This window comes from Flexithrix dorotheae DSM 6795, assembly GCF_000379765.1.
GTDB lineage: Bacteria > Bacteroidota > Bacteroidia > Cytophagales > Flammeovirgaceae > Flexithrix > Flexithrix dorotheae.
In genome coordinates, this window is the sequence record NZ_KB903509.1 from 150028 (window position 1) to 173979 (window position 23952).

General features: G+C 36.3%; 12 protein-coding genes. 4 read left to right on the top strand and 8 right to left on the bottom strand.

Annotation, left to right across the window (positions count from 1 at the left end; genetic code table 11):
• Positions 1-8: 8 nt before the first annotated feature.
• From A3EM_RS0138305 to A3EM_RS0138315, 3 genes are read left to right on the top strand one after another with little or no spacing between them, the layout of a single operon-like run.
• Entirely contained in the window at positions 9-818 is an 810-nt protein-coding gene (locus A3EM_RS0138305) for a GDSL-type esterase/lipase family protein (protein ID WP_020533536.1), read from the top strand.
• Between the two features lie 31 nt (positions 819-849).
• Entirely contained in the window at positions 850-2223 is a 1374-nt protein-coding gene (locus A3EM_RS0138310) for a sulfatase-like hydrolase/transferase (protein ID WP_245576601.1), read from the top strand.
• Between the two features lie 10 nt (positions 2224-2233).
• Positions 2234-2596 carry a DUF1801 domain-containing protein gene (locus A3EM_RS0138315; protein ID WP_026210845.1) on the top strand — a complete coding sequence of 121 codons (363 nt, stop codon included), beginning with the start codon at positions 2234-2236 and terminating at the stop codon, positions 2594-2596.
• 62 nt (positions 2597-2658) lie between these two features.
• Here the strand turns inward: A3EM_RS0138315 and A3EM_RS47305 are convergent, their stop codons facing one another.
• A complete protein-coding gene (locus tag A3EM_RS47305) occupies positions 2659-3396 on the bottom strand; it encodes a hypothetical protein (protein ID WP_020533539.1) in 738 nt (245 codons plus the stop codon).
• A gap of 111 nt (positions 3397-3507) precedes the next feature.
• Positions 3508-5310, bottom strand: coding sequence for an excinuclease ABC subunit UvrC (gene uvrC / locus A3EM_RS0138325; RefSeq protein WP_020533540.1), 1803 nt, complete (start codon positions 5308-5310; stop codon positions 3508-3510).
• Between the two features lie 259 nt (positions 5311-5569).
• Here uvrC and A3EM_RS0138330 point away from each other — a divergent pair, with 259 nt between their 5' ends.
• On the top strand, positions 5570-6223 hold the full coding sequence (locus A3EM_RS0138330; RefSeq protein WP_020533541.1) for a rhomboid family intramembrane serine protease: 654 nt from the start codon (positions 5570-5572) through the stop codon (positions 6221-6223).
• 71 nt (positions 6224-6294) lie between these two features.
• Here the strand turns inward: A3EM_RS0138330 and A3EM_RS0138335 are convergent, their stop codons facing one another.
• From A3EM_RS0138335 to A3EM_RS0138370, 6 genes are all read right to left on the bottom strand, one after another.
• Positions 6295-8736 carry an ABC transporter permease gene (locus tag A3EM_RS0138335; RefSeq protein ID WP_020533542.1) on the bottom strand — a complete coding sequence of 814 codons (2442 nt, stop codon included), beginning with the start codon at positions 8734-8736 and terminating at the stop codon, positions 6295-6297.
• Positions 8737-8935: 199 nt separating this feature from the next.
• On the bottom strand, positions 8936-9733 hold the full coding sequence (gene lolB1 / locus A3EM_RS0138340) for a lipoprotein insertase outer membrane protein LolB1 (RefSeq protein WP_020533543.1): 798 nt from the start codon (positions 9731-9733) through the stop codon (positions 8936-8938).
• Positions 9734-10016: 283 nt separating this feature from the next.
• Positions 10017-12638, bottom strand: a complete 2622-nt coding sequence (locus A3EM_RS0138350; RefSeq protein WP_425402081.1) for a valine--tRNA ligase — start codon at positions 12636-12638, stop codon at positions 10017-10019.
• 96 nt (positions 12639-12734) lie between these two features.
• Positions 12735-13517 carry a hypothetical protein gene (locus A3EM_RS0138355; RefSeq protein ID WP_020533546.1) on the bottom strand — a complete coding sequence of 261 codons (783 nt, stop codon included), beginning with the start codon at positions 13515-13517 and terminating at the stop codon, positions 12735-12737.
• Between the two features lie 128 nt (positions 13518-13645).
• Positions 13646-18724, bottom strand: coding sequence for an Ig-like domain-containing protein (locus A3EM_RS0138360; RefSeq protein WP_020533547.1), 5079 nt, complete (start codon positions 18722-18724; stop codon positions 13646-13648).
• 467 nt (positions 18725-19191) lie between these two features.
• On the bottom strand, positions 19192-23652 hold the full coding sequence (locus tag A3EM_RS0138370) for an Ig-like domain-containing protein (protein ID WP_169513465.1): 4461 nt from the start codon (positions 23650-23652) through the stop codon (positions 19192-19194).
• Positions 23653-23952 lie beyond the last annotated feature (300 nt).

The window sequence follows — 23952 nt, forward strand, 5'->3', positions numbered from 1 at the left end:
GATCTATTTTGAAAAACTACGGACTAATAAATAAGCCAAAAATTCTAAGTAAATTAATTCTTTCTTTTTTATTGTCCTTTCTTATTTTGTGGGCCTGTGTTCCAAAGGAAAACAAGCAAACTCCTGAAACGATTCTTGAAACAGAACAACCTGAAAATCAAGCTATACAATCTATCCCGGTAGCGGGTGAATGGTGGCTGAAACGCCACCAGGAAATTCTGAAAAAAAAGGCTTCAAACCCGGAATTAATTCTGGTGGGTAACTCCATCTTCCATACCCTTGATAATAAGGATCGAAAGGAAGTCTGGAGGCAATATCTCGATGGTTACCAAACTGTTAATATGGGTATTTCAGGAGACAGAACTGAAAATGTAATTTGGAGAATCGAAAATGGAACCTTAGATAGTATAAACCCTAAACTGGCTGTTCTCCTTATCGGCACCAATAATACCGATGGCAACCACTACCTCAATATCAGTACACCAGAGGAACTGGAAGAGGGAATTTGGAAAATCTGTACCCTGATCAATGAAAAACTACCTGAAACAAAGATTTTAATCATGGGTATTCTTCCCTACGGATATAAACCCAATCACAGGGATAATATCAACAAGGCCACAAATTTGCTAATCTCTAAATTTCCTGAAAAGAACCCACTTATTAATTATGTGGATATCGGAAATATTTACCTGGATGAAAACGGGAAGGTAAAACAGGAACTAATGCCCGACTACCTCCATCCAAATGCTGAAGGACATTTGCTTATGTTTGAGGCTTTGAAACCTGAAATTGATCGGTTGATAAATGAAAATAATTAAAAACATAAAGGTGCAATATTTAAAAAATTGCTTGGTAATATTCACTCTATTAAGCATTGTAGGGATAAAAAATTTTGGCCATTGCCAGGAAAAACCTAATGTCATCCTTATCATTTCGGATGATGCAGGCTATGCCGATTTTGGTTTTCAGGGGAGTAAAATCATGAAAACCCCCAACCTGGATAAACTGGCAAACAAAGGCATGAAATTCACTCAAGCTTACGTAACTGCAGCAGTTTGTGGCCCCTCCAGAGCTGGCTTATTGACTGGAAAATATCAACAAAGGTTTGGGTATGAGGAAAACAACGTACCGGGTTATATGAGTAAATCTTGTTTACCCGATGATGAAATGGGACTTCCACTAAACCAGAAAACGGTTGGCAATTACATGAAATCTCTGGGATATACAACTGGTTATTTTGGAAAATGGCACATGGGTAATGCTGATAAATATCATCCGACCAAAAGAGGGTTTGATACGTTTGTAGGATTCCGTGGAGGAGCGCGAAGTTATTGGGAATATAATGACCAACACCCGACAGATAAATTGGAAAACAGACTGGAACGGAATTTTGAGAATTACAAAGAGGCCCCTGATTATTTAACCACTGCTCTGGGATATGAAGCTTCTTCATTTATAGAAAAAAATAGGGCACAAAACTTCTTTATGATTCTGGCATTTAATGCAGTTCATACCCCCATGGAAGCTGAGGAAAAAGACCTTGCACAATTTCCAGAATTAGAAGAAAGAAGAAAGCACTTGGCTGCCATGACATTATCAATGGACAGAGCCTGCGGAAAGGTGCTGGATAAATTAAAGGCATTAGGTCTTGAAGAAAATACCATCATCATTTTCACCAATGATAATGGAGGCCCTTCAGATACCAATTCTTCCAATAATAAGCCGCTGAGCGGCACAAAAGCCAATCACTTGGAAGGAGGGATAAGGGTACCGTTTCTTATACGCTGGCCGACTGTTCTCCCGGAGAATTCTGAATATAACTTACCCATAAGCACCCTTGATATTTTGCCCACTGTTTTTGCAGCTTGTGGTGGAAATCCTGATGCCCTGGAGAGCCCAGATGGCGTAAATCTGATGCCCTATATATCGGGCAAAAATTCATACCGCCCGCATCAAACACTCTATTGGAAAAAGGAAAACAGAGGGGCCATTCGCGAAGGGGACTGGAAACTTCTAAGGTTTCCCGACCGTCCGGCTGAACTATATAATCTCGCTGAAGATATTTCGGAAAAAAATAACCTGGCTATTCAATATCCTGAAAAAGTAAAGGATATGTATAAAAAACTTTTTGAATGGGAATTAACTTTAGCACGACCACTTTGGCAATTGCAAAGAGTTTACGAAGGAAAGGCCATGGAAAGAATGGATAAATATCGGCAATAAAAAAACTACCATGGAGGATTTCGATCAATACTATTTAGGCAGGGACGAACCGAACAAAAGTTGTTTATTGGCTTTGAGAAGTATTATTCTCCGGCAGGATGACCATATTTCAGAGACCCGAAAATACGGGATGCCCTGTTTCTGTTACAGGCAAAAAATGTTCTGCTATTTATGGGCTGATAAAAAAACAGAGGAGCCTTATATTCTCTTCGTGGAAGGAAACTATCTTGACCATCCCCAATTGGAAGCAGGAAACAGAGCCAGAATGAAAGTTTTCAGGTTGGATCCTGCAAAAGATTTGCCACTGGAAACCATTGAAATGCTGTTAAATGAAGCCCTGGACTTATATCGAAATGGGGTTATAAAAATGTAAATTTACAATCCAGGCTAACTGATTCACTCCCAAACACAAGATTAGACTTTTAGTAGTTTTGCTTAAGCATCGATTTTACTCCTGCGGTTGGCACTTACCCTGATGCTATCGGGATCAAGGAAGTCAATTAAATCAATTAAGGCATGTTGTAGCATAATCATGCGCTTCAGTTTGGACTCCGGGTTTTTCGCCAATACCTCTATAGAAGCCACCAGGGTATCAAACCAGAAACTGAATTTTGAATCATTCATTTTATCCCTAAATTCCGCATAGCCAATACACAACAAACGCTGATCAGATTTTTCAATCATGATTTCCCCAATTGCTCTTTGTTCTCCTCTTAATAACCGGTAGGTCAGATCATATTTAGCAGACAGGAAAATATGTGAAATCCGTTCTATAATTTCATTAAAATTCTTGGTTAAACTATTTTCTCCCAAATCGAGGAATTGGATTTCTGTTCGGATTATTTCAATCCAGCCCAGGTATTCGGCTGTTACGAATAATGTATTATTTATGGCATAATCTCTTTCTCTTTCAGAGCGATCATAATGGATCTTTAAAAAACCTATTTGAATGATGTTATACAATCGGCTCTGGAAATCGCAAGTGGCCCTGAGCAAAGGATCTCTGTAGCGGGAAAGTAATTTTTCAAACTCCTCCTTCTTATCCAATTCACGGGATTGTAAGTTAAATTGATGGTTTAGGGTAGTTATTTTATTTTGATTGTAAATTCCCAAAATAGCACTCAGTAAGGCTATTGCCCCGGAAATGAGTACCACAACGATTTTTATATCCATATTTAAATCTTTTCAGTTTTCCCCGATTGAAATACTGAGTAAAGCATCAAAAACCTAAAGATAACATTTTTTTGAAAAGAGGAAATTGTTTGATTATAGTATTCACTATCTTCAATCCTTATTTAAATAATCAAGCACAATTTCGGCCTTTTTCCTGCCCACTATTTCTTCCACGGCTTCCTTTGGTGCCTTTTTAATATTGGCCACAGATTTAAATTCTGAAAGCAACTTTTCAATGGTATTGCTGCCAATTCCTTCTAAATCTTCCAAACCAGAATGAAGGCTTTGGTTGCTTCTTTTCTGTCGGTGAAAAGTAATTCCAAACCTGTGGGCTTCATCCCGAAGTTTCTGCAAAAGGGCCAATGATCGGGATTTTTTACTGATGTGAAGCGGAATAGAATCACCGGGAAAATAAATTTCTTCCAATCTCTTGGCAATGCCTACTATTGGAATTTCCCCATAAATTCCCAAATCTTTCAATGCATTACAGGCGGAACTTAACTGCCCTTTGCCTCCATCAATTACCACCAATTGAGGAAAAGGTAAATCTTCCTCTTTCAGGCGTTTGTACCTTCTGTAAACCACCTCATACATGGAAGCGAAATCATCTGGTCCTTCCACAGTTTTAATGTTATAATGCCTGTACTCCTTTTTGGCAGGTTTTCCATCCTTAAAACAAACCATAGCCGAAACAGGATTAGTCCCCTGAATATTAGAATTATCAAAACACTCGATATGCCTTGGTAATTCTTTTAAATTGAGATCAGCTTTTAGCTGAATCAGGGTGTAGTTTTTATTTTTATTTTTTTGTGTTTCAATTTTCGCCAGATCCTTTTCCTTTTTATAATAGAAAGCATTTTTGAGGGAAAGTTCCACCAGCTTTTTCAGATCACCAATTTTTGGGACCACAAATTCGATAGCCTCCATTTCTATTTCAATATTGGAAATGATTTTTTTGGACGCACTATTATATTTTTCCCGTATGGCAAATATGGCATACCCCAAAATATCTTCTTTAGATTCATCCAGCTTTTTCTTTATCTGAATGGTTTCTGTCTGTGTAACACAGCCATTGGTTATCTTGATAAAATTCACATAAGCAAAGTCCTCATCATCAATAATGGTGAAAGTTTCCAGTTCTGTAATCTTTGGGTTGGTGATGAGCGATTTATTCTGGTAATTCAGCACCAACTCATATTTCTGCTTGAAATTTTCTGCCTTTTCAAATTCCATATTGGCAGCAGCCTGAGTCATTTTTTCTTTAAAATAATTTTTGACCGGGGAAATATTTCCCTTCAAAATATCCACTGCCTGTTTGATGTCTTCATTATAATCCTCTTCTTCCTGCAATCCTTCGCATGGACCAAGGCAGTTTTTGATATGATATTCCAGACATACTTTAAATTTCTCAGCCTTAACGTTGGCTTTACTAAGCAAATAATTACAAGTCCGGATATGATACAGTCTTCTCAATAATTCAAGAAGCGTGTTCATATGCTTCACACTGGCATATGGGCCAAAGTAGGTATGGTGTTTACTTTCAATATTTCGGGTGGAAAAAATTCTGGGAAACCGTTCCTTAGTCAGACAGATGTAGGGATAACTTTTATCATCCTTCAGCAGGATATTGTATTTTGGCTGATTTTCCTTAATCAGATTATTTTCCAAAAACAGCGCATCAAATTCCGAATTTACAATGACGTATTCCAGGTGTTTAATTTCACTTACCAGTTTTAGGGTTTTTCTATTAAAAGGGCTTTGCTTATTAAAATAACTGGAAACTCTGCTTTTAAGACTTTTAGCTTTCCCTATATAAATAATGACTCCTTCTTCATTAAAAAACTTATAAACCCCCGGTTCGTGGGGCAGTTGCTGTATGGTATTTTCTAATTCCGGATTATTTTTGATGTTCATTGTTAACTACTGAGTTATTGCTTTGCTCCTTCCGCTAAAAAACAAATCTGCACAAACTATTTAAATTTCCCTAATATGGAAAGTTCCAACTTAGAAAACCAATTTAACAAGGAATAGGTTTATGTAATTATTCTATTGAAGGGGTCTTAAAACATTCCCTTAAGAATAATTAATACTTTCTTTTTGGCATAATGCAGAAAAGGTATGATAATAGTAAATTGTTACTTACAAAATGCAGATTCATTTTATCTAAATAAATATGAGTTTAACTGAAAGTATAAAAATACCTGTTATGGTAGTTGCGGCCTTCTGGGTAGTAGAAATTTCGGAAGATTTACTGGGATTTAGCATGAGCAACCTCGGCATTTATCCCAGAACTTTTGAGGGCTTAATTGGGATTATATTTTGCCCATTTCTTCACGGGGGCTATTCCCATTTAATTTCTAATTCTGCTACTTTCATTATACTGGGAGCCAGTATCCTCTATTTTTATCCCAAAATATCTAAAAAAGTAATTCTGAATATCTATCTGCTTACCGGAGCCGGAGTTTGGCTTTTTGCCCGCCCGGCCTATCATATTGGGGCCAGTGGATTGATTTATGGTTTTGCAGGCTTCCTGTTTTTCAGCGGTATTTTCAGAAAGGAAATTAAATCCATGGCTATTTCCCTTTTGATTGCCCTGGTGTATGGCAGCATGCTTTATGGCATTTTTCCTCATCATCCGGGAGTTTCATGGGAATCGCATATGATCGGAGCACTTGTTGGCGTCTATTGTGCCTATATCTTTAGAAATTACAAAAAAGAAAGTCCTGAGCCGGAAATCAATCAATTCCACGGCTATGATTATTTGGAAGGCTATGCGAATATGGAAACCAAAAGGTTTAAATATGTCTATAAGGAAAAGGAGGTTTAGGTAATTATTGCTATAAAAAAAGCTCAGTGAAGATGTATCACTGAGCTTTTTTTTATTTTTTCAATACCGTTTTACTCTGACCTTAAAGATTTTACCGGATTCACTCTAGCTGCCTTAATGGACTGGAAACCCATTGTAAACCAGGCTATGAAAAAAGTAAGCAATCCAGCAAAAACGAAAATCAGGGGATTGATTGTAGTTTTATACGCGAAATCTTCTAACCATAAATTCATCACATACCAGGAAAGGGGAATTGCCAATACAAAGGCGATAAGAATCAGTTTGATAAACTCTTTGGACAACAAAATAATAATTCCTGAAATTGAAGCCCCCAGGACTTTTCTTACGCCAATTTCTTTCGTCCGCTGTTCTGCTGTAAAGGCCGCTAATCCCAATAGACCCAAACAGGCAATAAAAATTGCCAAACCTGCAAATACACCAAACAATTCTCCAACCCTTCTTTCAGCCAAATAATCCTGCTCAAATGTTTCATCCATAAAGGAATAGCTAAAGGGCTGACCAGTTGCAAACTGATCCCATTTGGATTTTAAATCATCTAATACCTTTTTGGTATTCTGCGCATTGAAACTAAAAGCAACTTTTCCGGTAGATTGTCCAATTCTCAACACCTGAGGTCTGATATTTTCCCTTAGAGATTCGAAATGAAAATTTTGAACAACCCCAATCACTTCCATCACTTCAAATTCGCCCTCGTCTGAAGTAAAAGTACCCAAATGTTCACCAATAGGATTTTCCCAACCAAAGTGTTTTACAAGAGCCTCATTCACAATGGCTTTTGAAGAATCTGTACCATAATCCAGCGAAAAATCTCTGCCTTCCAATACTTCTATCCCAAAAGTTTTGATATAATCAAAATCTACATAACATTCGGAAACCACCGTGGTCTGGTCATTTTCAGAAGGGCTATCTCCCGGGAAATAGGCATTATTATTCTGATATCCTCTGATGGGCGTGAAACCCGTAATAGAAGCATTTGTAATATCCGGATTTCTCAGCATTTCATTCTTAAAAGATAAAATCTTATCATCATTAATTACATAAGCATCCTCCAGAATTAAAATTTGATCTTTATTAAAACCAAGTTTTTTATTCTGCACATATCCCAGCTGATTAAACACCACCATAGTTCCTACAATAAGGAAAATAGAAGCAAAAAACTGAAATACCACCAATGTGCTCCTTAGCCAGCCACTTTTAGCACCTGTACTTAATTTCCCCTTTAATACCTGCGCTGGCCTGAATGCAGAAAGGAAGAAAGCCGGATAGCTTCCCGCCATTAAACCAACTATTATGGCACCCAATAACATTACAAGCAATAGCCACCAGTCAGTTAAATAGGAAATTTCCAATTCCTTTGCAGCCAAATCATTAAAAGGATCAATTAATAAGGGAACCAATAAAGCAGACATGGCAAAGGCAATCATACTTAAGATGATAGATTCCGCCAAAAACTGGTAAATCAATTGCTTTCTATAAGAACCAAGTACTTTCCTTACCCCAACCTCCTTGGCTCTATTTGCTGACCTGGCAGTAGATAAATTCATGAAATTGATACAGGCTATAACTAGAATTAAAAAAGCAATGGCAGAAAAAATGTAGACATAAGTAATATCACCATTGGCATCTAATTCATCCATTAAATCAGATTTCAAATGAATATCTTTTAAAGGCTGAAGATAAAATCCCATGGCATTTCCGGATTCTATAAATTCAGCCATACTCACTCCGACAAATCGTTCAATTTCAGGTCCGATATATTTCTCTATTAAAGCAGGAAATTTTGCATTAACCCCTTCAGGAGTGGCATCTTTTCGCAATACCAGATAGGTAAAATAATTAAAACTCATCCAGGTATCACTTTTACTGTCTTCCCAACCTTCCATGGAAAGCATCATTTCAAAATGGAAATGAGAATTTTTGGGGATTTCAAAAACTCCGGTAATTCTATAATCTTCGTGGTTATTTAATCTAAGCGTTTTATCTATTGGGTCTTCACCATCCTCAAAATATTTTGCAGCCATTTTTTTACTAATCACCATTGTGTTAGGCTCTTTCAGGGCTGTTTTTGAATTCCCTTGTAATAAGGGCACACTAAAAACACTAAAGAAATTTGAATCTACAAAAGCTACCCCTTCTTCTTTAAATGACTTGACCCTTCCGTCTTTTGTTTCATATTTTACCAAATAGCTCCCTCTTTTTCTGATTCGGGTTGCTTCAAGCACTTCCGGAAACTCATTCACCATGGTGGGGCCTCCTGGAGCATTCATTTGAGGGATATGAAAATCATTTCCTCCAAATTTCCCGTGAACAGCCAATCGGTAAATCTGATCTCCTTTTACATTATAATTATCATAACTCAGTTCATCGTTTACATAAAGAAAAATAAGCAGGCAACAGGTTATTCCTACAGCAAGTCCGGTGATATTTAACAAGGAATAAAATTTGTTTTTCAGCAGTGTCCGAATAGCTATTTTTATATAGTTCTTTATCATTTCTAGTACAGTAAAGTTTTCCCGAAGGATTAAAAATATTATCTATTTGTAGCTTTGATGAGGTTTGATAAGGAGAGGTTACAAATTTCTCTTTAAAGAATTCTGGAATTTTATGAATGGATAATTCCGGTTTTAAATGGAAAAAAAAAGCCTGATAAAAATTAATTTAACAGGCTCCTTTTTAATCGAATTATTAAAATTATTTTCTTCCCTGGGCTTTTTCAACATCAATAATGGCCTGCTTAAATTTTCTGGGAATTTTGAAGGGGAAATTCAGTTCCTCGCCATCAAAGCCGGTTCGCGTATAATTCACTTCAAAATTGATACTTTTTATCTGAGCTTCATCCCTGAAAGTAAATAGTGCATTGGCGGAGTGGGCAATCAGACGGTTGTTAATTTCCTTGAAATTACTGTACTCTACCTGCAACTGGTTACGGTTGTTAAAATTTTCCACCGTTATCTCCTCCAGTTTAGAAGTTGATTTAGATATTTTACTTTCTATTTTAATGTTATTGACCAGTTGGGAAAGAATTTTATGCGTATCATCCTTGGTTACAATAGCATTTCCCTCATCAAAAACCAATGCATTTCCTACCACAATAGATTGCAGCATAGGAAGGTTTAAATCAAACTTTAAAATTCTCGAGATTTCCGGGAAAGTGTAGGCATAAAATACATTATTCAACCTGTCCAACATGACTACAGAGTCGGGAGTGGCCAGTAATCTTGCGCCTTCAATTCCTGTAGGAGATTTCATAGAAAGCCAGATAATGCTGTCCTTTTTCATCCTCACATCAGCAATTACCCTTTGCTTGGTATCACCCTGCTCTATTTTTAATTTACCCTTTGCTGTAAATAAAGCATAATCCAGCTCTTTTACTTTTGCCTTTTTGGCAATGATACTGGAAGTTGCCTCTGTTTTTTTACAGGAATTACTAAATAGTGCCAGGGAAATCAGAGCCGAGAAAAGAAATATTTTTTGGAAAACGTTTTTCATATTTTCAGAAAAAAAGTGGGGAATCTTATTTCAGTTAAAGGTAAAAATGGGTAATAAGTTCCTGTTATAATAATTAAAGTTTTTTGGAATGAGTTTAATTTTTCTGGGCTGAAACCAGCCAATTGTATTATTACCCGCCACCAATTTGGAATATAAGATAAAAATAAAGAAAAAAGAAGGATAAAAGGAAATTATATGGGATACAAAATTCCTTTTTCCTTCTTTAGTTTTTTTTTTGATTTAATTTAAATCAAAGATCAGGCAGTTTAATAAAAAACTAATTTTATAAACTGGATAGAGCCGCTTCCAGTGCCACTAATTTTTCCTCTGCATCTTTTTTCTTCTGCTTCTCATTTTCAACTACTTTTGCCGGAGCATTATTTACAAATCGCTTATTGCCCAACTTTTTATCTACTGATTTTAAGAAGCCCTTGGTATATTCAATTTCAGAAAGGATTTTTTCCTTTTCTTTTTCCACATCAATTTCACCGGCAATTGGCACAAAGAATTCATCGGCTGTATATACAAAACTGATAGCACCTTCTACTTTTTCAGTGACATATTCTACTTTCGATAAATTAGCCAATCTTTGTAAGATACTTTCAAACTTGCCATAAAAACCTTTGTCGGAAGTTTTGATGTATAAATCCAATGCCTGGCTTTTATTTATACCTTTTGAATTTCTCAAATTTCTGATGTTGGTGATTACCTCAAAAACAGCCTCTGCCTCTTTTAAAATAGCACTGTCATAAGGTAAAAGCTCAGGGTATTTTGCCACCACAATACAATCCTTTTCCGATCGCTCACCGATTAAATGCCAGATTTCTTCAGTAATAAATGGCATAAACGGGTGTAAGAGTCTTACAATTTGCTCGAAGAAATTAATCGTTTGGTCATAGGTCTTTTTATCAATGGGCTGCTCAAAATCCGGCTTCACCATTTCCAGATACCAGGAACAGAAGTCATTCCAAACCAACTTATAGGTGGTCATTAAAGCATCGGAAATTCTGAACTTGGAATAATGATCTTCAATTTCTTCCACAGCCTTATTAAACCTGGACTGGAACCACTGAATAGCCACTTCATTGTCACTTCCGGAAAGTTCATCCTTCACTTCCAATCCTTTTACCAGACGTAAAGCATTCCAGATTTTATTAGAGAAATTCCTGCCCTGAAGACAAAGTTTTTCATCAAAAAGCAAATCATTTCCTGCAGGAGAAGAAAACAACATTCCTGTTCTGATTCCGTCTGCTCCATACTTATCGATTAAATCCAAAGGATCGGGTGAGTTACCCAAAGATTTAGACATTTTTCTCCTTTGCTTATCCCGAACAATTCCCGTCAGGTAAACATTTTTGAATGGTAATTCGCCTTTATATTCATACCCAGTAATGATCATTCTGGCTACCCAGAAGAATAAAATTTCCGGAGCAGTTACCAAATCATTAGTTGGATAATAATATTTGATATCCTCATTATCAGGATCGTTAATTCCATTGAATACAGAAATTGGCCACAGCCATGAGGAAGCCCAGGTATCCAATACATCCTCCTCCTGCCTTAAATCAGCTAAAGTGAGGCTGGCATCTTTTTCCTGAGCCAGTTTCAAGGCCCCTTCTTCATTATTTCCTACTACATAAGAACCATCTGGAAGGTACCAGGCCGGAATTCTGTGCCCCCACCAAAGTTGTCTGGAGATACACCAGTCCCGGATGTTTTCCATCCAGTGTTTATAGGTATTCTTGAACTTTGAAGGATAAAACTTGATGTTATCATTCATCACATTTTCCAGCGCAGGTTTTGAAAGCCCATCCATTTTCATGAACCACTGCATGGAAAGTTTGGGTTCAATCACCGCATCAGTTCTTTCCGAAAAACCCACTTTGTTCACCATGTCCTCAATCTTCACCAGCTGCTCCATGGCTTCCAGTTCCTTCACAATTTTTTTCCTTACCACAAACCTGTCCTCACCAACAAAAAATTGAGCCTTCTCACTTAATGTTCCATCATCTTCCAGAATATCAATAACTTCCAAATTGTGTCTTATTCCAATTTCGTAGTCATTCAAATCATGGGCAGGAGTAATTTTCAGGCAACCTGTACCAAACTCCATATCCACATAATCATCTCCAATAACAGGCACTTCCCTATTCACCATTGGAATAATCACCTTTTTCCCAATCAGATGCTTGAATCTTTCATCATTTGGATTTACACAAACCGCACTATCACCCAAAATTGTTTCTGGCCTTGTAGTAGCAATGGTTACAAATTCGTCTTCATCTTTAATTTTATATTTCACATAGAAAAGCCTGGAATTTACTTCTCTGTGAATTACTTCCTCATCGGACAAAGCCGTTTTACCCTGAGGATCCCAGTTTACCATTCGAACTCCCCTGTAAATCAGCCCTTTTTTATGAAGATCCACAAATACGGAAATTACCTCTTTGTAATAATCCTCATCCATTGTAAATCGGGTTCTGTCCCAATCGCATGAAGCCCCCAATTTTTTTAACTGCTCCAGGATGATCCCGCCATATTTTTCCTTCCATTCCCAGGCATAACTTAGGAATTCGTCTCTGGAAATATCTTTTTTATTAATCCCTTTCTCCTCTTTCAGCATTTTTACCACTTTGGCTTCAGTGGCAATTGAAGCATGGTCAGTACCAGGCACCCAACAAGCCTCTTTTCCCTGCATTCTTGCCCTTCTGGTCAATACATCCTGAATGGTATTATTAAGCATGTGCCCCATGTGCAACACTCCTGTTACGTTTGGAGGGGGAATTACTATGGTAAAGGGTTCTTTATCTGGATTTGGTTTGGAACTAAAAAATTTCTGATCCAGCCAATACTTATACCACTTATCTTCTACATCCTGAGGATTATATGTTTTTTCCATTCTAATGAATTCTTCTTTTATCAGGGACTTAAAAACCTCCCATTAAATTTGTTTGATAATAAAAATGATTGCAAAACTAGCAAAGAAGTGATTGAAAACCTCTTAAATAAAACCATCCCTTTCATTTCGGGCATTAATTGATTTTATAGCTTTCTCATAACATTCGATCAGTTCCCGGAATTTCTTCACATTTCCACCTAAATCAGGATGATATTCCTTACTTAGTTTCCTAAACCAATATTTTACATCGCTGACTTCTGCACTCCAGTCCAAACCAAAAATTTTCAAATAATGAGGCGCTTTTTTGAACTTATCCAACTCCATTTTTTTCTCCTCTGTACAGAAAATCTGGCCTCTGGCTTTGGTTTCACCGGTATTATCTAGTTCTCTTTTGTTTAATTTAAAAACAGGAGTATCGGGAGCTGGTTTAAATTTATCGGAATACCGAACCCCATAAACCACAAGTTCACTACTGGCTTTTTTCTTAATTAAATACTTACAGAAACCAAATTTTTCGTAGACAAACTCCAGCTTAGTGGTTTCTGCAAATCCGGCATCCTGTGATTGAAAAGTAACTTGTTCTACTTTTTGTTCCACATATTCCTCGAAAGCAAAATTGGGATTTCTGCATATCGCTCTTTTATTTTTGAGGGCTGCCAAAACTTTTTCTTCAGCAGCTTTAAAAGAATCTTCAGTACCAAACAGATGAGGTCTTTTTTTGTGTGCATCAGCAATTACCCAAAATACCTTTTCCTCAGGGATTTCACATGCTGAAACAAACGTATGATGCTCAATACCAATACCATCCGGGTTAATTAATCTTTCTTCAAAAGGTTCTGTGAGCAGCAGGCGATTATCCTCAAATATTGTCCTATTTTTATCCATAACCGCAAAGTTATAAAATATGATCTTTAGGCAAGAGAAAAATAGACTTCTTTAAGAGAAGAAAATCTAACAATTTAGAAATAAAGGTAAAGCGTTCTCCCTGCATATGAGTTGCTGACCAAATGAGCTTACTCTAACATGATCTTTTTGATAAATACTTCCTCATTCAATTCAAGTATGACCAGGTATAATCCGGCAGGGTTTCCAGTTAATTCTAAAGGAATAATGTTTTCCCCACTCACCATGCCTACATTTTCCTGGTAGACTTCCTTACCAAGGAAATTCACCATTTTAAGAGAAAGGTTCCCAGGTTTTAACACATTGAAATTCACATTAAAACTTCCGGATGAAGGGTTAGGGTAAAGGTTCAGACCAATTTTTTCTTCATCTCCTTTATTAATGCCAAGAGGACCAGGTTCTTCCCCAACTCCTATCCGAACAGGGTCCGAAACATAAGTAGCCCCAGAACTGTTGAAAGCCTTGACAGTAAGGGTAAATACGCCTTCTGTTTTGAAAGTTAAATCTCGGGTAAACGGGAAGGTATCATCCTCTCCAGCATTTTGACCATCCACCAGAAAAACCACTCTGTCAATCCCATAATCCTTTCCTGTTTGGGTCACAATTTCTATTGTTTCATCTACATTTATGGTTGTATCCTGTGCTGGAGAAATAATCTGAACCGGGGACTGGGGATTATCCACATCCTGGACTATTACATTAATTAACTGACTATTCCCAGTGGACCCCTGATTATCAATTGCTCTGGCATAAATGGAATAAGGTCCGGCCTCTGGTTTAGCCCACAAGTAGGTGTAAGGTTCGGTTTCATCCTCACCTACTTTCTCTCCATTAATATAAAACTCCACTATACTAATGCTTCCATCCTTATCAATGGTCGTAGCCTCCAGATTTATTAAAGCGGTGGAGGTAAAAGTGGCATTATCCTTAGGTGTTTTCATGGAAATTGTTGGAGGTAAATTTCCTGGTACAGAATTTATGGAAATCAGTACGAGCTCCGAAGTTGTCACTCCTCCCTGATCATCGTATGCCTTTACGGTAAGCTCATAATCTTCAGCAATGGTAGTTTCCCAGGTAAATTTATAGGGAGCTGTGGAATCCGTATTCAATAAATTTCCGTTGTAGTAAAAATCAACTTTGGTAATTTCTCCATCTGAATCAGATGCTGAAGCTTCATATATAAAAGGCTCACCGATGTCGAATTTTGCTCCATTTTTTGGTGAAATTATAGTAGCTGTCGGGAGGGAATTATTTGGATCAACATTACCAACATTTATACTCACCACTGAAGAAGTTACCACCGCCCCTGAATTATCTGTAGCCTTTGCGGTAAGGTTATAAATTCCTTTTTCTACTTTTTCCCATAAGAAATTATAAGGGCTCGTTTGTGTAGAACCAAGTAAGGTACTTCCCTGAAAAAACTCCACTTTGGCAATTTCTCCATCTTCATCCGATGCTTCAGCCTCTAAAATAATATCAATTTTGTCTTCCTCAAGGATAGTATTGTTAGCCGGTTTAGTCAATTTTACTACAGGCTTTTTGTTAACCACTGCACCGGAACAATAGGTTTCATTATTGGATAAATCCCTTGCTACATCTCCCAGGACACTCTCCGGATGAAATAATATCAATCTGTCTATAGCATGACCATTCGACCTTGGAGCAATTTGTAACTCATATTCACCAGGTTTATCAAATTCCACAAAAATCTGAAACGTAGCATATAGAGGAGAAATAACGTAACTCCTCCAGCTCCAGGCATTTACAATTCCATGATAAACACTAAACCATCCATCTACGCTATTATAAGAAGTTGCTGCCCCTGAAGGCGCATTATATCCATCTTTTGGATAAACTATAGCCCCATCTTCTTCCGCAAACATTTTAGCATTTTCTACTTTAAACCAGGTATCATTATTTTCCGAGGGTAGATTACCTTTGGCAATCCTACTATGCCACTGAAATTTATATGTACCAGTTTTGTTAATAGTAATATTAAACGTTAGGATATCGGAAACAGGTTTATCAAAATAATTTGGTCCATCCCATTCAATATAGCCTTGTCCTGTATATCCAGATAAATCGGATTTAAATTTCCAATCACCCGTGAGCGTTGCTTCTTCTCCTTCAATTATGAGTAATCCATCATTTTCAGCGTAAGTAGTTGCGCATTCCCCACTTCCGGGGGCAGCCACTTTAATTTCCACAACATCCGATACTGTAGAATCACCCTGATCGTCAAAAGCAATTGCTTTCAGTTCATAATCTCCCTCTTCCACATTTGCCCAACTATAAGAATATGGATTGGTATTATCTTCTCCTAAAAGTTTTTCTCCTGCCATAAATCTTACCTTTTGAATAAGTCCATCCGGATCACTGGCATTTGCCTCCAGAACAATGGTTGACCCTTTTTCAAAACTATCACCATTGGTTGGACTTGATAAGGATGATACTGGCGGAATATTTATTCCATCAAGCGTTTGGAACTCCATGAAATCTATTCGTGTCCATTCACCACCCTGTCTTACCCCTTTAATTTCTATTTCCGTACCCTTTGCTATTTCAGTGTTTGTAAGTAAAATCTTTTTCACCAGTGTAATTTCTCCAGGTCCCGAAGAACCTAAATTTTGGTCTAACACAAAACTTGATACCTGCTTTCCTCCAATGTTCACTTCTATTGAACCTTTTCCATCATTTTCATCAAAATAAGCTAGCACAATTCTATAAGTATCCGTTTCACCGTTAAATGTAAAAGAGGCTGTCCCAACACTTCCATCTCCTCCGGAAAGGATACCGATTACTTTCCCATTAGAAGCATAAGGAGCCTCTTCTATCTGGTAATTTGTTAATTCCATTTGCTCTGCCTCATAGAACTTATCATCTATAATCACATTCTCCTCCACTTTAATGGATACTGAACCAGAATAAATAGTGTCAAGTGATTCAGCAATTAACCTGGCTGAAATATTATAATTTCCTAAAGTTGCATTGTCCCAACTACTTGCATATGGAGCTGAAGTTGCTTCTTTTATTACTGTATTTCCATTTAAATACTCCACCTTTGTAATAGAGGATGGAGGATTCGAAATATTTACGGAAAGAGGAATATTCTCATCAACTTTAAAAGTGGCATTAGAAGTAGGACTTGTAAGGGATAAGACGGGTTTTAGCGCAACCACAAAAACATTCACCGGATTAGAGATAGCAGAATCACCTGAAGTCAAATACATTTTTGCAGTTATATCATATTCTCCTGTTTTATTTGAAAACCAGTTTATCGAAAACGGAGATTGGGTTACTGATCCAATTTCTTTATTATCAACATAATAGTGTATTGCAGAAATAGTATCTTCTCCAATGGAATAGTTGGGAACAATTTTGATCACAGAGTCTTGAAAAAACTCCTGGTTTTCAGCTGGTTGCTGAATAGAAACTTCTGCCATGAAAGGATTGACCTTGACAGAAACCGTATCTGAAACCACTTCCTCCCCAGACTTCAGGCGCATTTTACCAATAAATTTATAATTACCTTCCTCTACATTCTGGTAATCGAATGAGTAAGGTGGAATAGTGACTGTATCCAAAGGATTGACAGCATTATAATAAATGATTTCCAGTATGGTGTCTAAACCTACAGTAGTATTTACTTCAAGCAAAATATCGGAATACTCGTTAAACTCCTGGTTATTAGTAGGACTGGTAATGGTAATTTCAGGTTGAAAGGGAACAACATTCACACTTATCAATTCCGAATCAACAAAATCTCCTGATTCCAAATACATTCTCACCATAAGGCTTGATAATCCACTATCCAGATTTTCCAATAAATAAGCATAAGGCTCTTCTGTGTCCTGATTTATTAAAACACTATCCTTAAAAAAATCGACTCTGGCAATACTATCCTTCCAAATGCTATACTCTGTCTCAATCTGGATGCTTTCCAAATCATTAAAAGTTTCATTATTAAGGGGGCTGGTTATGCTAATTGAAGGTGTAAAAGCATTAACTGTAACGTTTACGGTGTCTGAATATAAGGAATCACCTGAGGTTAAATTAAATTTGGCAAAAATTCCATAAATACCTTCTCCAACCTCCGTCCAGTTGTATTCAAACGGGGTGTTTGGGGTTTCAAAAAGGATATCTGTATCAGCATAAAAAGTCACCTTGTTTACAGTATCCTGCCATAATTCTACTTCTGCCGAAATCTGCAATGAAGCGGGTTCGTCATATGTTGCGTTATTTTCCGGAGCTAAAATAGTTGCTGTAGGTATAAAAGGATCAACAGTTATGGCAATTGGTGCGGATGAAACGGTATCCTTATTTGTAAATAAATCTCCTTTAATGTCAAAAGTCCCTGCATTAACATTTTCCCAATTGAGGCTAAACGGAGCAGTATTTGATTCTCCAATAAATTCAGTATCCGCATAATATTCCACCTTTACTATTGTATCATTTCCGGCTAAAATATCAGGAAGTATTTCTATTGATTCTGTTTCATTAAAAACCTGATTATCAAGTGGTTTTAAAAGAGATATTTCTGGTATAAAATCAATGACTGAAAAATTAATTTCCTCTGAAATAACAGAATCTTCCTCTTCATAATACAAAATAGCTTTTGCGGCATGATCTCCAATACCTGCTCCTGCAAGAATGTGCTCATATGGAGGAGATGATTTTGAAGCCAAAAGCATTTCGTTCCAGTAAAAATCAACCTTTTCTAAAATTTTGTTCCCCATTTCAACTTGAGCAAGAAAGGTAATATTAGTGCCCTCATCAAATTCTTCTCCCTCTGAGGGGTTCAAAATTTCAATACCTGGCTGAAATTCAGTAATTAAAATATTGACCGTATCAGAATATATGGTATCACCCAAAGCGTGAAATAACCTTGCAAAAACATTCGGATTTCCGGGCGATAAATTTTTCCATGTAAATGAATATGGGTCAGAATTAGTCTCTCCAATTTTAATGGTGTCAGCAAAAAACTCTATCTTGTCAATAGAATCTGTAGAGTATTGAATATTCAGATCAATTGTTATACTATCAATCTCATTAAACTCACTGCCTTCTGTTGGGTAAGACACTGACAAAGAATCTCCATTTATTTTATAAAAAAAATCTGTTGCCTGGGTTTTAGTATTGGCTACAATCACCAACAGAAAAAATATAAAAAACTGGTATTGTTTTACCATAAAATTAATTCGATTAAAAGTCTTATATAATTCTTATCCTGGTATATGAAAAGCTAATTTTCAATAATTAAATGTGCGTATTTTCCTATGTCCTATTGTTTGATAAGCAATTAGGTTTTGGTTCTGTTAATCAAAAAAGGCCTGAAAGGTTATTGGATTGAATTGTTGAAGCAATAAGTTAATCACAGGAAAAGGGAAAAATATTACTCCCTTCCTTTCATCCATTAACTTGAAATTGTGCACAAAAATAATCAAAAAATACAAGCTTATTATAATTTGAATAGTTTTAACCTTTTTCTTTTTTCACTAAAAAAAGCCTTAAAAGCTTAAAAAGAGATAAAAAATTGTTTTTTGGTTAATTAAAAATGCTTTGAGCAAAAATCATGACTTTTATTAAACTTCTTACATATAAAAAAACCAGCTTGGGGAAAGCTGGTCTTTCAATGTTATCAGAATGGTAGAAAAGACTATTTTTTCAGGAATTTTTTAGTATATCTTTTACCGTCAATCTCCAGAGACATGATATATATTCCAGGTTTAAAATTTTTAATTTCAATTTCAATTCTGTTTTCTCCAGGCTTCAGTAAATAAGCTTGATTCTCCTGTACTGTTTGCATAATGGCATTAGAGAGTGTGATGTCAATTCTTTCAGATTGATCAGAATTCAAAATCACATAAACTTTTTCCACACTTGGATTTGGGTAAACATTAAACCCAATTTCTTCAGGATTTGCCTCATTAATTCCTAAAACTCCCTGAATAGTAATATTTAGTTCTCCAGATTCAAATACTTTTCCACCACTATGATATGCTTTAATCGTCAATTTGTGTTCTCCTTCTTCCTTTCCAACTAACAAATTAAATTCAAATGGTTTTTCAGAATCTTCACCTACTTTATTTCCATCTAAATAAAACTCAACTTTCTCAACTTCATACCCCTCAGTTATCTTTGTAGCTATTGGAATTTCAACTTCTGGCGCTACGATGGTATCTTTAGTTATTGAAATAATAGAAACTGGTGAAGCAGTCAAATCTTTTACGCTAATTTTCACCAGTTGACTTTGTCCGATCCCATCATTTTCGTCCAAAGCAGTGGCATAAAGTTCATAAATTCCAGCACTTGGTTTGGCCCATTCAAAGCTATAAGGTGCTGTAGCTGATTCTCCCAATTTTTGATCATTTGCATAGAAAACTACTTTTTGTATAGTTCCATCATCCTCAGCATTCACTTCAATCAAAATATTTTTCCCAGGCACAAAATCTCCATCTTTTATAGGAGAAGTAATGGAAACAACTGGAATACTGTTTATGGTTAGTTTAATATCCTGGGAAACAGATATACCATCCTCATTATCATAGGCCTTTGCGGTGATTATATGTTCTCCAGAGGAAGCCTCTTTCCAATTAAATAGATAAGGACTTTCAAATACCTCCCTTAAAAGAGTCGCTCCACTATAAAATTCAACTTTTGAAATATTGCCATCAGAATCGGATGCATTAGCCTCTAAAACAATTTCCTCATCTTCATTATATAAAGCTTGATCAGAAGGTTTTACTATTTCAACTTCAGGAGGAATGTTTGAAGTTGCTTTAATTTCAACAATATTAGACTCAGAAGCTTGCCCCAAATTATCAAAGGCAACAGCTTTTAATATATGCTCACCTGCAGAAATAGACTTGATTGTAAATGAAAATGGTTCACTAGTGGAGACCCCCAACGAATCTTCCCCATCATAAAAGACAACCTTTTCTATTGTTCCATCCCTATCACTCAATTCTACTTCAATAACCAGATTAGTTTCTGCCAACACACTTGATCCATTTCCTGGCTTAATAATTTTAATCTCTGGTGCCATATTCACAATAATAGTCACTAGTTCACTTATGGTAATGGCATTTTCATTATCATAGGCTTTTGCAGTGATTTGAATTTCACCAGTTTCTAAAGATTTCCAGTTAAATTTATACGGAGCAATTTTATCCTCCCCGATAAGCTCATCGTTTGCATAAAATTCTATTTTCTTAATTTCTCCATCAGGATCTTCTGCACCAGCTTCAATGGTAAATACCTGTCCTAAATCAAGTTGATCATTTGCTGTTGGTTTCACTAAAGATACAGAAGGAGGAATGTTTATTTTAATTTGAACAATCTCCGAAACAGATTCACCTCCATTATTGTCAATTGCTACTGCTTTCAAAGAATGTAAACCTGCTCCAGCATTTTCCCAGTCTAATTTAAAAGGAGCTGTTTCCACCTCTCCCAAACTTTCTTCACCATCATAAAAAATAACCTTGAAAATCGTTCCATCCTCATCAGTAGCTAAAGCCTCCAATGTTATCAAGTCACCTTTGGTGATAATGGCATTCTTCACAGGCGTTTTAATGGAAACAATAGGAAGAATATTTACTGTAATTTTTACTTTTTCGGACATTTTTTCGCCCCCATTATCATCAATTACTTTGGCAGTCAATTCGTGCTCTCCTGCAGGAAGATTTTCCCAGGTTACAGCAAATGGAGCAGTTTCATCAGAACCGATGAGTGTTTCTCCGTAGAAAAATTGAACCTCAGCTATTGTTCCATCAGTATCCTCTGCTACAGCAGAAATTTCAAGGTTTGTACCTTTCCCAAAATATTCTGAATCTTGCGGGGTTGAAATTGAAACCGTAGGCAGAGCATTCACTGTAATATTAACCACTTCTGTTACAGTTTCTTCATCTTCATCATCAATGGCTTTGGCAGTAATTTCATAATTTCCAATTGCAGGAGTTTCCCACTCAAACTCATACGGAGCATTTAATACCTCTTGCAATACATTGGCTCCTTCATAAAAAATCACCTTCGAAATTGAGCCATCATTATCAGCGGCATTAGCAATAATTTTTAAATTTTCCCCTTCATCAATCACCTCATAATCTACAGGGGAAATAAGAGAAATTACAGGCGGACTATTTTTAATAAAAACAGTAATCTTAACAGGATTTGAAAAACCTACATTACCTTTATTATCCTCCACCCAAGTAGTTAATTCATATTCCCCAGGTATATTTGGTGTCCAGTCTAACCCAAATCCCGAATCGAAATCTTCTCCTATTTTCTGGCCATTTGCAAAGAAAGTCACTTTTTTAATACCTCCACTTCCTCCTGAGGCATTTGCAGAAATCCTAATCTTCTTTCCAGCCTCAACCTCTGAATTATTGCCAGGTGACGTAATATTAGCTGAAGGTTTTACACTTCCTAAATCAACATTTCCTACTCCTACTGTAATTCCTGATGAGGTAATAGTAACTCCCTTATTATCTGTTGCCTTAGCGGACAACAAATAAACTCCATTTTCTGGATTTGGGATACTTATGGAAAATGGAGCAGATTTTTTTTCTCCAATTTTAGTATTTCCATTGTAAAATTCAACTTTTGAAATGGAGCCATCAGGATCAGAAGCATTGGCAGTTATTGGAATACTACCCACACCTTCTTCAAATTTTGTCTTATTCGCAGGGCTTGTAATACTTACAGATGGAAGTTTATTTCCTGATCCTTCTGTACACAATGTTTCATCAGAAGTATTATAAGGATCACCTCCTACTGATTCATGTTGTAATGTTATTTTATCAATTGCATGACCAACAGATCTTGCCCCAATTTGGAATTGATAGGTTCCCGGGGCATCAAAAGTAACAAAAACGATAGTTTCTGAATCATTACATCTTGAATCCCAACTCCATAAATTGGTTTTATACCCAGTAAAAACCTTAAACCATCCTCCAGAGCTCTTATAAATAATATTAGAGCCAGGAGGTACCCCAACCCCTCCAGCGGGGTAATAAATTCCTCCATCATTTTTTATTCCAAATGCTTTAGCATCTGGAAATCTAACATACGTATCATTATGTTCATGTTGGGGATTTTTAGTTGGGTGAACTTTATTAATTTTTGTTCGCCATCTAAAGCGGTAAGTTCCAGGTTTTGTAATTGAAAAAGAATAGTTAACCTGATCTGTTCCATGGGGAAATATTGTATAGGTCTCTGGATGATTCCATTGAATATAAGCCTGACCAGTATAACCCGATGTATCATTTGTTACTAACCAATATTCAGAATTTGTGAATTCTCCCCCTTCAGCCTGCATAACCAGAACACCATTTTTTTCGGCAAAAGGGGTTTCACAACTACCTGTCCCTTCAGAAAGAACATTTAAAGAAATAGGCAGGGAAGTCCCGCTACTTCCTCCTAGGTCATAAGCTTTTGCAGTGATGGAATATTTACCTTTAACTACATTTTCCCATTCTAGGATATATGGCTCATTATAATCTGTTCCTATTAGTATTTTTTCATGATAAAACTCAACTTTCGATATACCCACACTATCTGGATCAGTTGCAATGGCCTCTATTGCTATTTTGGCTGGGGAGTTATATATTGTACCAGAATTTGGTGAAAATATTTCAACTTCAGGCAAACCGCTTTTCCCATCAATTGGTATAAATTCAAGATAATCTACCCGAGCATGCTCACCATTATTTTTTGTTCCTTTAATTTCAATCTTAGCTCCATTACTAATATCAATAAACTCTGCTGTTAAGGACTTTTTCACAAAACTTTCAGCACTTGCATTTGAAACTCCTTTATTTTCATTTAAGGTCCAACTTCCTAAACTTAAGTTATTTATCAATACCTCCAGTGTCCCGGTTCCATCATTTTCATCAAAATAGCCAATATTAACTTTATACTTTTTGTCTGATCCAACAAAGTCCGAAATTGCTGATCCTGATCCATCTTTTGATCCAACAAATGAACCTTCCGAGGCAAAACCTCCATTTTCAACAACAAATCCACCTGATAAAGTCATTTCCTCGGCTTCCATTTTGAAAGCACCATCCTGGGAATAAGTGATCTGGGATAAGAATAGAGAAATTGAAATCAATGCCAATTTCTTTAGGTAAAGGAGTCCACCTTTTAGTAGTTTCTGGTAATTCATCTTCTTTTGTAGTGTTTTTTATAAGCTTTAAATTCTATCTTCATGCATTTATTTAGTTGAAAGAAATGCTCTGCAATTTTTATGCAATCATTTAAGAATTCTTACATATTAAAATTCACAAATGATAAGACTTATTAATTAATGCAGATTAGTCTTAAGTTCCGAAATTAAGGTATCTGAAATAAACATTACCAGACTTCCTTGTTAATGATAATTAATGTTTGAAAAAATAAATTTTAATGATATTCAATT

Bases quoted from the DNA above. Each gene is read 5' to 3' on its own strand.
- A3EM_RS0138315 (WP_026210845.1), top strand. From the start codon at position 2,234: ATGGAGGATTTCGATCAATACTATTTAGGCAGGGACGAACCGAACAAA.
- A3EM_RS47305 (WP_020533539.1), bottom strand. From the start codon at position 3,396: ATGGATATAAAAATCGTTGTGGTACTCATTTCCGGGGCAATAGCCTTA.
- uvrC (WP_020533540.1), bottom strand. From the start codon at position 5,310: ATGAACATCAAAAATAATCCGGAATTAGAAAATACCATACAGCAACTG.
- A3EM_RS0138330 (WP_020533541.1), top strand. From the start codon at position 5,570: ATGAGTTTAACTGAAAGTATAAAAATACCTGTTATGGTAGTTGCGGCC.
- A3EM_RS0138335 (WP_020533542.1), bottom strand. From the start codon at position 8,736: ATGATAAAGAACTATATAAAAATAGCTATTCGGACACTGCTGAAAAAC.
- lolB1 (WP_020533543.1), bottom strand. From the start codon at position 9,733: ATGAAAAACGTTTTCCAAAAAATATTTCTTTTCTCGGCTCTGATTTCC.
- A3EM_RS0138355 (WP_020533546.1), bottom strand. From the start codon at position 13,517: ATGGATAAAAATAGGACAATATTTGAGGATAATCGCCTGCTGCTCACA.
- A3EM_RS0138360 (WP_020533547.1), bottom strand. From the start codon at position 18,724: ATGGTAAAACAATACCAGTTTTTTATATTTTTTCTGTTGGTGATTGTA.